Source organism: Bradyrhizobium sp. USDA 4472 (genome assembly GCF_054058595.1).
In genome coordinates, this window is the sequence record NZ_JBSSAM010000001.1 from 6,046,331 (window position 1) to 6,058,546 (window position 12,216).

Annotated in this window: 11 protein-coding genes; 7 read left to right on the plus strand and 4 right to left on the minus strand. The window is 64.0% G+C overall.

Annotated elements, in window-relative coordinates; genetic code table 11:
* The first annotated feature begins 37 nt into the window (after positions 1-37).
* From rseP to lpxB, 7 genes are all read left to right on the plus strand, one after another.
* Positions 38-1,189 (plus strand): RIP metalloprotease RseP, encoded by a 1,152-nt coding sequence (gene rseP, locus ACVWZ4_RS28420; RefSeq protein ID WP_456703777.1) that lies wholly within the window; start codon positions 38-40, stop codon positions 1,187-1,189.
* Between the two features lie 173 nt (positions 1,190-1,362).
* The gene (gene bamA, locus ACVWZ4_RS28425; protein ID WP_456703776.1) at positions 1,363-3,897 is read left to right on the plus strand and encodes an outer membrane protein assembly factor BamA; all 2,535 of its coding nucleotides are present in this window, start codon (positions 1,363-1,365) and stop codon (positions 3,895-3,897) included.
* A 149-nt stretch (positions 3,898-4,046) separates the two neighbouring features.
* The gene (gene lpxD, locus ACVWZ4_RS28430; protein ID WP_456741633.1) at positions 4,047-5,114 is read left to right on the plus strand and encodes a UDP-3-O-(3-hydroxymyristoyl)glucosamine N-acyltransferase; all 1,068 of its coding nucleotides are present in this window, start codon (positions 4,047-4,049) and stop codon (positions 5,112-5,114) included.
* On the plus strand, positions 5,111-5,572 hold the full coding sequence (gene fabZ, locus ACVWZ4_RS28435) for a 3-hydroxyacyl-ACP dehydratase FabZ (protein ID WP_036010015.1): 462 nt from the start codon (positions 5,111-5,113) through the stop codon (positions 5,570-5,572). The genes lpxD and fabZ overlap by 4 nt, the downstream gene beginning before the upstream one ends.
* 170 nt (positions 5,573-5,742) lie before the next feature.
* Entirely contained in the window at positions 5,743-6,534 is a 792-nt protein-coding gene (gene lpxA, locus ACVWZ4_RS28440; protein ID WP_456741634.1) for an acyl-ACP--UDP-N-acetylglucosamine O-acyltransferase, read from the plus strand.
* A 19-nt stretch (positions 6,535-6,553) separates the two neighbouring features.
* A complete protein-coding gene (locus ACVWZ4_RS28445; protein ID WP_456705297.1) occupies positions 6,554-7,411 on the plus strand; it encodes an LpxI family protein in 858 nt (285 codons plus the stop codon).
* The gene (gene lpxB, locus ACVWZ4_RS28450) at positions 7,408-8,583 is read left to right on the plus strand and encodes a lipid-A-disaccharide synthase (protein ID WP_456741635.1); all 1,176 of its coding nucleotides are present in this window, start codon (positions 7,408-7,410) and stop codon (positions 8,581-8,583) included. The genes ACVWZ4_RS28445 and lpxB overlap by 4 nt, the downstream gene beginning before the upstream one ends.
* Here the strand turns inward: lpxB and ACVWZ4_RS28455 are convergent.
* The 4 genes from ACVWZ4_RS28455 to ACVWZ4_RS28470 are packed head-to-tail and all read right to left on the minus strand — an operon-like array spanning position 8,580 to position 12,195.
* A complete protein-coding gene (locus ACVWZ4_RS28455) occupies positions 8,580-9,347 on the minus strand; it encodes an SDR family NAD(P)-dependent oxidoreductase (protein ID WP_456735271.1) in 768 nt (255 codons plus the stop codon). The two genes, lpxB and ACVWZ4_RS28455, sit on opposite strands and share 4 nt — an antisense overlap.
* Positions 9,344-10,459: an ABC transporter ATP-binding protein gene (locus ACVWZ4_RS28460; protein ID WP_456703771.1), complete on the minus strand. Its 1,116-nt coding sequence runs from the start codon at positions 10,457-10,459 to the stop codon at positions 9,344-9,346. The genes ACVWZ4_RS28455 and ACVWZ4_RS28460 overlap by 4 nt, the downstream gene beginning before the upstream one ends.
* 10 nt (positions 10,460-10,469) lie before the next feature.
* The gene (locus tag ACVWZ4_RS28465) at positions 10,470-11,327 is read right to left on the minus strand and encodes a carbohydrate ABC transporter permease (protein ID WP_456703770.1); all 858 of its coding nucleotides are present in this window, start codon (positions 11,325-11,327) and stop codon (positions 10,470-10,472) included.
* Positions 11,320-12,195 (minus strand): carbohydrate ABC transporter permease, encoded by an 876-nt coding sequence (locus ACVWZ4_RS28470; RefSeq protein ID WP_456763750.1) that lies wholly within the window; start codon positions 12,193-12,195, stop codon positions 11,320-11,322. The genes ACVWZ4_RS28465 and ACVWZ4_RS28470 overlap by 8 nt, the downstream gene beginning before the upstream one ends.
* Positions 12,196-12,216 lie beyond the last annotated feature (21 nt).

Here is a 12,216-nt window from a genome sequence, read left to right on the forward strand (position 1 = left end):
GGGGCCAGGGCCTTGCGGCGCTGGACGAGGGAATTCGATGATCGACTTTTTTGTCCATAGTTTCAACACGTTGAGCCATGGGCTCCTCGGCTACGTCGTTCCCTTCCTCTTCGTCCTGACCATCGTCGTGTTCTTCCACGAGCTCGGCCATTTTCTGGTCGCGCGCTGGGCCGGCGTTCGCGTTTTGACGTTCTCGCTCGGCTTCGGGCCCGAACTGTTCGGCTTCAACGACCGCCACGGCACCCGCTGGAAGATCTCGGCGATCCCGCTAGGCGGCTACGTGAAGTTCTTCGGTGACGAGAGCGAGGCGTCCACACCGTCGGCCGCGACGCTTGAGGCCATGTCGGCGGAGGAGCGCGCCGGCAGCTTCCACCACAAGAAGGTCGGCCCACGCGCAGCTATCGTTGCCGCCGGCCCGGTCGCCAATTTCATTCTGGGCGCCCTGATTTTCGCAGGCATGGCCCTGTATTACGGCAAGCCGAGCACCATCGCGCGCGTGGACGGCGTCGTCGCTGACGGTGCGGCAGCCGCCGCGGGCTTCAAGGTCGGCGACGTCGTCGTCCAGATTGACGGCAAGCCGATCGAGAGTTTTGCGGACATGCAGCGGATCGTCGCGACGAGCGCGGGTTCGCCGCTGGTCTTCCAGGTGAAGCGCGACGGCGGGGTCGTGTCGCTGACCGCCACGCCGGCGCTGCTCGAGCGCAAGGATCCGTTCGGCAATCGTCACCAGGTCGGAGTGCTTGGGGTCGAGCACAAGTCCCAGCCAGGTGAGGTTTCGACGACGCCGGTCGGCATCGGCGAGGCGCTCAAGATCGGGGTTGAGCAGGTCTGGTTCATCATCACCAGCACCTTCAAGTTCCTGGGCTCGCTGTTCACGGGCGCCGGCAATCCCAGCGAGGTCAGCGGTGTCATCGGCATCGCAAAAATGTCTGGGCAGGCGGCCAATGCCGGGTTGCAGTTCCTCATCAACCTCTGCGCCGTCCTGTCGGTCTCGATCGGCCTGTTGAACCTGTTCCCGATTCCACTGCTCGATGGCGGGCACCTTATGTTCTACTCGGCGGAAGTGGTCCGCGGTCGTCCGCTGTCCGAGCGGACGCAGGAGATCGGGTTCCGAATCGGACTCGCGCTGGTGCTGATGCTGATGGTGTTCTCAGCCTACAACGACATCCTGCGATTGCCGGGTTCCTGATAAGGGCTTTTTTGTGGCGTTGCTGTTGGGCAACGTCTTGGTATGAAATTGAAATTGCGGCGCGTTCTGCCGTTTGCGGCGTCGGTGAAATTGGCTACAAGCGGCTTGAACTTGGGGAATCTCCCAGACCGGCGTTGGGGTTGGGTCTGGTACTGATAAGGGCGCGTTGCGCAATGAAGTTTGGACTGCGACTCCGGGGGGGCTTGCTCGCAACCCTGATCATGTTCGGCGCGCCGGTGGTTGCCCCGGTTGGGGCTGTTTTGGTGTCTTCGCCTGCGCTCGCCCAGACCGTGCAGTCGATTTCCGTCGAGGGAAATCGCCGCGTCGAACTGGAGACGATCCGCTCCTATTTCAAGCCTGGCCCGGGCGGCCGCCTCGATCAAGGCGCCATCGATGACGGCCTCAAGGCGCTGATCGAGACCGGCCTGTTCCAGGACGTGAGGATCAACCGCGGCGCAGGCGGCCAGATCATCGTCTCCGTCGTGGAAAACCCGGTGATCGGGCGCGTCGCTTTCGAGGGCAACAAGAAGATCAAGGACGAGCAGCTCACCGCCGAAGTGCAATCCAAGGCCCGCGGCACGTTCTCCCGCGCCATGGTGCAGTCGGACACGCTGCGAATCGCTGAAATCTATCGTCACTCCGGCCGCTACGACGTCACCGTCACGCCGGAGATCATCGAACAGCCGAATAACCGCGTTGATCTCGTCTTCACGATCAACGAAGGCGCCAAGACCTCGGTCAAATCGATCGAGTTTATCGGCAACAATTCGTTCTCGTCCTACCGCTTGCGGGACATCATCAAGACCCACGAAACCAATCTGCTGAGCTTCCTGGGCAGCGGCGACGTCTACGACCCTGACCGCGTCGAGGCCGACCGCGACCTGATTCGCCGCTTCTACCTGAAGAACGGCTTCGCCGACGTTCAGGTCGTGGCCGCGCTGACCGAATACGATCCGGAGAAGAAGGGCTTCAACGTCACCTTCAAGATCGAGGAAGGGCAGCAGTACCGCGTCGGCAACGTCGATTTCCGCACCAGCATCCCGAACTTCGACCCAAGCTCGCTGCGCTACTTCTCGCGCGTCAGCGTCGGCTCGGTCTACAACGTCGAATCGGTCGAGAAGTCGGTCGAGGATATGCAGATCGAGGCTTCGCGCCGCGGCTACGCCTTTGCGGTGGTGCGTCCGGGCGGCGACCGCAATTTCGATGCGCACACCGTCTCCGTCGTGTTCAACGTCGACGAGGGTCCGCGCACCTATATCGAGCGCATCAATATCCGCGGCAACACCCGTACCCGGGACTACGTGATCCGCCGCGAGTTCGACATCTCCGAGGGCGATGCCTACAACCGTGCGCTGGTCGACCGCGCCGAGCGCCGCCTGAAGAACCTCGACTACTTCAAGAGCGTGAAGATCACGACGGAGCCGGGCTCTTCCAGCGATCGCGTGGTCCTGATCGTCGATCTCGAAGAAAAATCGACCGGCGACTTCTCGATCTCGGGCGGTTACTCCACGACCGACGGTGCGCTGGCCGAAGTCTCGGTATCCGAGCGCAACCTGCTCGGACGCGGCCTGTTCGCCAAGGCGTCGGTCACCTACGGCCAATACGCGCGCGGCTATTCGCTGTCGTTCGTCGAGCCGTATCTGCTCGACTATCGCGTCGCGCTGGGCCTCGACGTCTATCAGCGCCAGCAGCTGGCCAACAGCTACATTTCCTACGGCACCAAGACGCTCGGCTTCTCGCCGCGCCTCGGCTTCTCCTTGCGTGAGGATCTGTCGCTCCAGTTGCGCTATTCGATCTACCGGCAGGAAATCACGCTGCCGTCCAACCTGGCGGATTGTAACAACGTCGTTGGGCCGGGATTCAACCCGAGCCCGGCCTTTATCAACGCGACGACCGGGGTCGATCCGGCATTGTCAAACAATCTCGGTTGCTACGCCAACGGCGAGGCCTCTCTGCCGGTCCGCAAGGAGCTTGCGAACGGCAAGACGCTGACCTCGGCGCTGGGCTACACGCTGACCTACAACACGCTCGACAACAACAAGAACCCCAGCGACGGTCTGCTCATCGACTTCCGGCAGGACTTCGCCGGCGTCGGCGGCGACGTCTCCTACCTGAAGACCGCGGCCGATGCGAAGTACTACCAGTCGCTGGTGTCCGACCTCGTCGGCGTCGTCCATCTCCAGGGCGGTATCCTGAACAAGATCGGCAACAACGATCTGCGCATGCTGGATCACTTCCAGATGGGTCCGAACCTCGTCCGCGGCTTCGCGCCGAACGGCATCGGCCCGCGCGACCTCAACCCCTACGGCACCCAGGATGCGCTTGGCGGCACGAAGTACTGGGGCGCCTCGCTCGAAGTGCAGATGCCGTTCTGGTTCCTGCCGAAGGAAGTGGGTCTGAAGGGTGCGGTCTACGCCGACGCCGGCGGTCTATACGACTACCAGGGGCCGACGACGTGGTCGCTGACCGGCGAAAACACGACGACCAAGAACTCGAATTGCGTGGGATCGACCATCAATCCGAACAGCACGGGGACCTGTACCGGTCTGGTCTACGACGACAGCAAGGTCGTCCGATCATCGGTTGGTGTCGGCCTGATCTGGGCCTCGCCGTTCGGTCCGCTGCGCTTCGACTACGCAGTGCCGCTCACCAAGGGCAAATATGACCACACGCAGGAATTCCGGTTCGGCGGCGGCACCTCGTTCTAGTTCGATCAGCAGGGCATGAGCCGGCCATTTGGGAATTCCGTCCTCGAATTCCCTGGGGCCGGCGGCCAGAAAGATCGTGCTCAATCCGTGAGATGAGGCATGATGCGGCCTGACCGCTTCATGCCGGAGCCGGACCGCGGCGGGGTGGAATGGCGCAGCCGACCTTCTTCAAAAAGCCGCCGGCTTCAACGCTGGCTGACATCGCCGCGCTGACCAAGGCGCAACTGGTCGATCCCTCCAGGGGTGGCCATGTGATCACGGGCCTTGCTTCGCTCGACGGGGCAGGCCCGATGCATCTGGCATTCTTCGACAACCTCAAATATGCCGACGAGCTCAAGGCGACCAAGGCAGGCGCCTGCCTGGTCAGCCCCCGCTTCGAGGGCCAGGTGCCGGCGCATGTCGCGGTGCTGCGGGCGGCGCAGCCGTTTCGCGCCTTTGTCGGGATCGCCCGGCAATGGCACGGCGATGCGTTGAGGCCGCAATCCTGGTCCGGCATTGACGGCATCGCGCCATCGGCGATCATCGATCCGTCGGCGCGGCTGGAGGACGATGTCATCGTCGAGCCATTGACGGTCATCGGTCCTGATGTCGAGATCGGCAGCGGCACCGTGATCGGCGCGGGCGTGGTCCTTGGTCCGGGCGTCAAGATCGGCCGGGACTGCAACGTCGGTGCCCGCACCGCGATCCAGTGTGCGCTCATCGGCAACAACGTGCTGATCCACCCCGGCTGCTCGATCGGTCAGGACGGCTACGGCTTCATCTTCTTCGGTCCGGAGGGGCATCTGAAAGTGCCCCAGACCGGCCGTGTACTGATCCAGAACAATGTCGAAGTCGGCGCCGGGACCACCATCGACCGTGGCTCCCTGCGTGACACCGTGATCGGGGAGGGCACCAAAATCGACAATCAGGTCCAGATCGGACACAATGTGACGATCGGCCGGAATTGCCTGCTGGCAGCCCAGATCGGGCTCGCGGGCAGTCTGACGATCGGCGACAACGTGGCGTTGGGGGCCAAGGTCGGCATCAACAATCACCTCAGGATCGGCGACGGGGCCCAGGTCACCGCCATGAGCGGCGTCAAGGACGACATCCCGCCGAACGGACGTTGGGGCGGCTTTTTTGCCAAGCCGACCAAACAATGGTTCAAGGAAATTATCGCGGTGGAGCGCCTGGTACGCGACAGCAAGGCCGATCCGAAGGACGAGGGGCGGGAATGACGGCGGAATCACCTGTAAAATTCGAGCTGGTGGACATCAATGCGATCCTCCAGACCCTGCCGCATCGCTTTCCGATGCTGCTGATCGACCGGGTGATCAACATCCGCGCCGATTACAGCGGCATCGGCATCAAGAACGTCACGTTCAACGAGCCGGCCTTCCAAGGGCATTTCCCCGAGCGTCCGGTCTATCCGGGCGTGATGATGATCGAGGCGATGGCGCAGACCGCCGGCGTGATCGGCATCAAATCGGTCGAGGGCACGGAGAAGCCGCGGGCGGTGTATTTCCTCACCATCGACAAGTGCAAGTTCCGCAAGCCGGTGCTGCCGGGCGACACCATCGAGTATCACATGCGCTCGCTCGGCCGCCGCAAGACGATGTGGTGGTTTCACGGTGACGCCAAGGTCAACGGCCAGGTCGTCGCCGAGGCCGATGTCGGGGCGATGCTGACCGACTGAGGGGGAGTGGTGCGCAGCCAATAGTGAGTAGCGACGACGAGACTATGTCTTTCCTCCCTGCGCGGCTCGCCATTCGCCACTCACCCATTCGCTTCCACTGGACAGATCGGGCGCAGTCGCGCTAACCACCGGAAAGCCGAGTAACTTCAACACATAGCCAGACCTTCTTGATGAGTAAGATCGACCCCACCGCGCGGGTGGAAGATGGCGCCGTGATCGGCGAAGGCACCGAGATCGGGCCCTTCTGCATCATCGGCCGCAACGTCCGGATCGGGGCCAATTGCAAGCTGATCGGACAGGTCACAATCATCGGCCATACCACGGTTGGCGATGCCTGCGTGATCTCGCCGTTCGCCGTGCTCGGCGGCGCGCCGCAGGATCTCAGCTACAGGGGCGAACCGACCACACTCGAGATCGGTTCCGGCAACATCATCCGTGAAGGCGCGACGATGAATGTCGGCACCGTCAAGGGCGGCGGCAAGACGCGCGTCGGCAATGACGGCTACTTCATGAACAACAGCCATGTCGGCCATGACTGCATCGTCGGCGACAACGCCATCTTCGCGACATCGGCAACGCTCGGCGGCCATTGCGAGATCGGCGACAGCGTTTATATCGGCGGGCTGTCGGCGGTACACCAGTTCACGCGAATCGGCTCCTATGTGATGGTCGGCGGCCTCTCGGGCGTGCGCGATGACATCATCCCGTACGGGCTCGCCAATGGACAATACGCGGTGCTGGAGAGCCTCAATCTGATCGGCATGAAGCGGCGCAAGTTCACCAGGCAGCGGCTTGCGACGGTGCGCGCATTCTATCAAAAGCTCTTCCATGGCTCCGGCACGTTCGCCGAGCGCCTGGAGGCGGTGCTGCCCCTTGGGAGCGATGATCCCGCGATCGCCGAGATCCTCGGCTTCATCGGCAAGGGCAAGCGCCCGCTCTGCCTTCCGGCCATCGCGAAGTGATGCCGGCATGGCCGCGGACATGACATCGGCGGCTTCACAGACTTCTTCACCGGTCGGCGTGGTCGCGGGCGGTGGCGCCATGCCATTCGCAGTCGCCGAGTCGCTCGCCGCGCGTGGCATCACGCCGGTCCTGTTTCCCCTGCGTGGCGCCTGTGACCCGAGGCAGGTCGAGAAATTTCGTCACCGCTGGATTTCGGTCGGCCAGCTCGGCCGCGCCATGCGGTTGTTCCGCGAGGAGGGCTGCCGCGACCTGATCTTCATCGGTACGCTGGTGCGCCCCTCGCTCTCCGAGATCCGCTTCGACATCAAGACGCTGCGATTGCTCGGCAACGTCATCCGCGCCTTCCGCGGCGGCGACGATCACCTGCTGTCCGGTGTCGGGCGGATCCTCGAGCAGGACGGTTTTCGCATGGTCGGCATCAAGGACGTTGCGCCCGACCTCTTGATGCCCGAGGGCTGCATCACGCGCGCCTGGCCGGCCGATAACGTCAAGGCCGACATCGAACGCGGGCGCGCGGTGCTGACCGCCCTTGGGCCGTTCGACATCGGCCAGGCCGCCGTCGTGATCGATGGCCATGTGGTGGCGGTCGAGGACATCGAGGGCACCGATGCGCTGCTGGTGCGCGTGGCGCGGCTCCGCGAGGAGGGCCGCATCCGCGCGGCTGCGGGGCGCGGCGTGCTGGTGAAGGCGCCGAAGAGCGGGCAGGATCTGCGCTTCGATCTGCCGACGATCGGTCCGCGCACGATCGAGGGGGTCGCCAAGGCCGGCCTTGCCGGTGTCGCCGTCATTGCCGGCAACACCATCGCCGCCGAGCCGCAGGCGATGATCGGGCTTGCCGACGCCAAATATCTCTTCGTCGTCGGGCTGCCCGCGTGATGCAGACGCGTGATCCCATCAGGAAGATCTTTCTCATCGCGACGGAGGAATCCGGCGACCGGCTCGGCTCGGCGCTGATGAAAGTGCTGCGTCAGCGCCTCGGCGACGGAATCCAGTTCGAAGGCGTCGGCGGCCACACCATGGCGCGCGAAGGGCTCCAGACGCTGTTTCCCATCGAGGAGCTCTCGATCGTCGGCCTCGCCGCGGTCGTGCAGCAGCTGCCGAAAATCCTGCGGCTGATCCGCGAGACCGCGGATGCCGTGACGGACGCCGCACCCGACGCCCTCGTCATCATCGACAGTCCCGACTTCACCCATCGTGTTGCCCGTCGCGTGCGCGCAAAGAACCCGTCGATCCCTGTGATCGATTACGTCTCGCCCTCAGTCTGGGCCTGGCGGCCGGGTCGGGCGCGCACCATGCTCGGCTATGTCGATCACGTGCTCGGTCTGCTGCCGTTCGAGCCGGAGGAGTACCGCAAGCTGAAGGGGCCGCCGTGCAGCTATGTCGGCCATCCCCTGATCGAGCAATTGCCGTCGCTGCGGCCCGACGCCGAGGAGCGGCGCCGCCGTGACAGCGAGCCGCCGGTTCTTTTGGTGCTGCCCGGCAGCCGTCGCAGCGAGATCCGGCATCATCTCGACGTGTTCGGCGGGGCACTCGGCCGGCTGCAGGCCGCGGGCGTCGCATTCGAATTGATGTTGCCGACCATGCCGCATCTCGAAGCCGCGATCCGCGAGGGTGTGGCGAACTGGCCGGTCAAGCCGCAGATCGCGGTCGGCGAAACCGAGAAGCGTGCTGCATTCCGGATCGCGCGCGCCGCGCTGGCGAAGTCAGGCACCGTGACGCTGGAGCTCGCGCTGTCAGGCATTCCAATGGTGACGGCCTATCGCGTCGGCGCCATGGAGGCCTTCATCCTGCGCCGCGCAATCCAGGTCTCGTCGGTGATCCTCGCCAACCTCGTGATCGGCAAGGACGTGATCCCCGAATATTTGCAGGAAGACTGCACGCCGGAGAAGCTCGCAGCCGCGTTGTCCGAGGTGCTGACGGATACGCCGTTGCGCAGGCAGCAGGTCGAGGCGTTCGCGCAACTCGACACCATCATGTCGACGGGCAACAAATCGCCGAGCGTGCTCGCCGCCGACATCGTGCTCGCGACGATGCGGAAAGGGCGCTAGGCGAGGCCGCCGTCGACCCGGAAACATTGACACGTGATGCGTCGGCTCGCGTCGGAGGCGAGGTACAGCGCCATGTCTGCGATGTCCTCTGGCGTCACCGCATCGGGAATGGCCTGGCGTGCGCGCATCTCGACGATCTGCCGCTCGTCCGGATACCACAGCTTCCGCTGCCGCTCGGTGATCACCATCCCCGGCGCGATCGCGTTGACGCGGATGCGGTCGGCGCCGAAGCGGCGTCCGAGCGAATTGGTGAAGCCGACGATTGCCGCCTTGGCGGCCGCGTAGACCGGCAGCGCCGGTGCACCGCGCATCCACGCGATCGACGACATGTTGATGATCGAACCGCCGCCGCGCGCCTGCATCTGCGGCACCACGGCCTGTGCTGCAAAGAACACGTGCTTGAGGTTGACGCCGATCATCCAGTCGAAGTCCGCCGGTGTCACGTCCGCCAACACCTGGCGCTGGTCATTGGCGGCGTTGTTGACGAGGATCGCGGCATCGCCGAGCGATGCGTGGACTTTCGTCAACGCCTCGCGCAAGGCTTCGATGTCCATGAGGTCGCACGGCACGAACAGCGGTGCCGTACCGGAATCCTTTGCCACCTCCTGCGCCAATGCTTCGCCTGCCTGCGCGTCGATGTCGAGGAAGGCGACGCGGGAACCCTGGCCGGCGAAAGCGCGCACGAAGGCAGCGCCGATGCCGCTGGCGCCTCCGGTGATCACCACCACGCGCTCCGCGAGGTCGGCATAGTTCGTCTTGGTCATGCGATCAGTCGCTCCGTCTCTGGGTCGAACAGGCAAATGCGGCGGGTGTCCAGCGCAAAGGAAGCCGTAGCGCCCGGCGTCGGGCGGATGTCCGGCGAGATGCGCGCCTGCGCGGGCTCGCCGCCGAGCCGCAGCAGGACGATGGTCTCGGCACCAGTAGGTTCGATCATCTCGACCGGCGCGGTGAGGACGACGGGCGCGCCGGCGGCGCCGGAGAACACCCGGTCGCCTTCGGCGATGCATTCCGGCCTGATCCCGAGCACCACCTCGCGGCCGACATAGGACAGCGCCGCGTCGTAGCCTTGCAGGCGGAGACGGACCTCGTCCGGCCGACCGGCGCCGATCACCACCACTGGCCCGCCGCTATCTGCCTCGAGCCGGGCCGGCATCGTGTTCATCGGCGGGGAGCCCATGAAACGCGCGACGAACAGATTGGCCGGATAGCGGTACACGGTATCGGGATCGGCGAATTGCTGCACCACGCCGCGATGCATCACGGCGATGCGTGTCGCCATCGTCATTGCCTCGATCTGGTCGTGGGTGACATAGATGATGGTGGCGCCGATGCGCTGGTGCAGCCGCTTGATCTCCATGCGCATCTCGACGCGCAACTTGGCATCCAGGTTGGAGAGCGGCTCGTCGAACAGGAAGAGCAGGGGATCTCGCACCAGCGCGCGACCCATCGCGACGCGCTGGCGCTGGCCGCCGGACAGTTGCGACGGCTTGCGGCCAAGTAGCGGTTCGATCTGGAGCAGCTTCGCCACGTTCGCCAGCGCCTTTTCCTGCTCCGCCTTGGCGACCCCTCGGCATTCCATGCCGAAAGTGATGTTCTGGCGCACCGTCATTGACGGATAGAGCGCATAGGACTGGAACACCATGGCGATATCGCGGTCCTTGGGCGGGACATCATTGACCACGCGCCCGCCAATCTCGATCGTGCCGTCGCTCGCGTTATCGAGCCCGGCGACGATGTTGAGCAGCGTGGATTTTCCGCAGCCGGACGGTCCGACCAGCACGGTGAATTCGCCGCTCTCGATGTCGAGGTCGATGCCTTTGAGCACCTCGAGATTGGCGTAGCGCTTGGACAGGGCGCGAATGCTCAGTGCTGCCATGACACATCCATCATTTCACGGCCCCGGCAGTGAGGCCGCGTACGAAATACCTGCCGCCGAAGAGATAGATCAGCAAAGTCGGCAGGGCTGCGATGATCACCGCGGCGCTCTGCACACCTTGCTTGGGGATATCTGCGACTGGGGTAGACAGTGCGATGAGCGCGGCCGTCACAGGTTGCTGTTGGCCGGTCGTGAAGGTCACGCCATAGAGGAATTCGTTCCAGATATGGGTGAACTGCCAGATCACGGTGACGATCAGGATGGGTGCCGAGAGCGGCAGGATGATACGCCAGAAGATGCGGAAGAAGCCGGCGCCATCGATGCGTGCGGCCCTGATCAACTCGTGCGGGATCGCCACATAATAGTTTCGACAGAACAGCACCGTGAAGGAGAGCCCCTGGATCGTGTGGATCAGCACGAGACCCGACAGTGTGTTGATGAGCCCGATGTCCCGTAACACGATGGTCCAGGGCAACAGGCGCATCTGCTGGGGCAGGAAGAGGCCGAGGGTGACGATGCCGTAGATCCAGACATCGCCGCGAAAACGCCAGAGCGACACCGCGTAGCCGGCGACAGCACCGAGCAGGGTCGAGAAGATCGTCGCCGGGATCGTTATGAGCGCCGAGTTCAACATGTACGGCCGGATGCCGGCGCAGGTCTCTGCGACGCAAAAGCCGCTCCAGGCCATGGCATAATTGCCAAAGGCCCAGTGTTGCGGCCAGCCAATCATCGAGCTCTGCGCAATCTCCTCGTTGGTCCGCAGCGAGTTCAGGACGACGACGACCAGCGGCGCGAGATAGGCGGCCGCGAACAAGGTCACGACGAGATAGATCAGAGCCCGGCTTGGGGCGAAGCTTCGGTCACGCATGGGCAGCCCGCCGTTGCCGGAGGTAGCGCCACGCCGCATAGGGCAGCAGCACTGCAAGAAGGATGAGCAACATCAGCACCGCCGCGGCCGCACCGCGGCCGAGCTGGCTGCGTTGGAACATCAAATCGTAGACGACGAGGGCCGGCAGCTGGGTCGCGATTCCCGGTCCGCCATTGGTGAGTGCGCGCACGAGGTCGAAGGCCGAGATCGCAAACTGCAGCTGGACCACAATGACCGTGACGGTGATCGGCCAAAGCGTCGGCAGAATGACGCGCCAATAGGTTCTGACAGGCCCGGCACCGTCGATCTGTGCCGCCTTGATGATATCGGAATCGACGGAGCGGAGGCCGGCCAGGAAGAGGGCCATGGCAAAGCCCGAGGATTGCCAGACCGCCGCGATGACAATGGTCCAGATCGCCATGTCGCGGTTGACCAGCCAGTCAAAGTGGAAGGAGCTCCAGCCGAGATCATGGGCAAGCTTCTCGATGCCGATGCCGGGATTGAGCAGCCAGCTCCATACCGTGCCTGTCACGACGAAGGACACGGCCAGCGGATACAGGAAGATGGTCCGCAGCACGTTCTCGCCGCGAATGCGCTGATCGAGCAGGATCGCGAGCAGGAGGCCGGTCGTCAAACTGAGCAGCACGAAAGCGATGCCGAACAGCAGCAGATTGTCGAAGGCGATCTGCCAGTTTCGCGACGCCAGGACCGAATTGTAGTTGCGCAGACCGACCCAGCCCGTAACGGGAACAAGGGTGGAGGGCGTGAACGAAATCCAGATGGTCCAGATCGAAAACGAGATGAGGTGCGCTGCCGATAACAGCAGCGGCACCCAGATCATCAGAAATTCGGGCAGCCGGCGCACCATCTCGGAGGTCGCCGGCCGGCC

Excerpts from the sequence above, each read along its gene's own strand:
- rseP (WP_456703777.1), top strand. The coding sequence starts at position 38 with ATGATCGACTTTTTTGTCCATAGTTTCAACACGTTGAGCCATGGGCTC.
- bamA (WP_456703776.1), top strand. The coding sequence starts at position 1,363 with ATGAAGTTTGGACTGCGACTCCGGGGGGGCTTGCTCGCAACCCTGATC.
- lpxD (WP_456741633.1), top strand. The coding sequence starts at position 4,047 with ATGGCGCAGCCGACCTTCTTCAAAAAGCCGCCGGCTTCAACGCTGGCT.
- fabZ (WP_036010015.1), top strand. The coding sequence starts at position 5,111 with ATGACGGCGGAATCACCTGTAAAATTCGAGCTGGTGGACATCAATGCG.
- lpxA (WP_456741634.1), top strand. The coding sequence starts at position 5,743 with ATGAGTAAGATCGACCCCACCGCGCGGGTGGAAGATGGCGCCGTGATC.
- ACVWZ4_RS28445 (WP_456705297.1), top strand. The coding sequence starts at position 6,554 with ATGACATCGGCGGCTTCACAGACTTCTTCACCGGTCGGCGTGGTCGCG.
- ACVWZ4_RS28455 (WP_456735271.1), bottom strand. The coding sequence starts at position 9,347 with ATGACCAAGACGAACTATGCCGACCTCGCGGAGCGCGTGGTGGTGATC.
- ACVWZ4_RS28460 (WP_456703771.1), bottom strand. The coding sequence starts at position 10,459 with ATGGCAGCACTGAGCATTCGCGCCCTGTCCAAGCGCTACGCCAATCTC.
- ACVWZ4_RS28465 (WP_456703770.1), bottom strand. The coding sequence starts at position 11,327 with ATGCGTGACCGAAGCTTCGCCCCAAGCCGGGCTCTGATCTATCTCGTC.
- ACVWZ4_RS28470 (WP_456763750.1), bottom strand. The coding sequence starts at position 12,195 with ATGGTGCGCCGGCTGCCCGAATTTCTGATGATCTGGGTGCCGCTGCTG.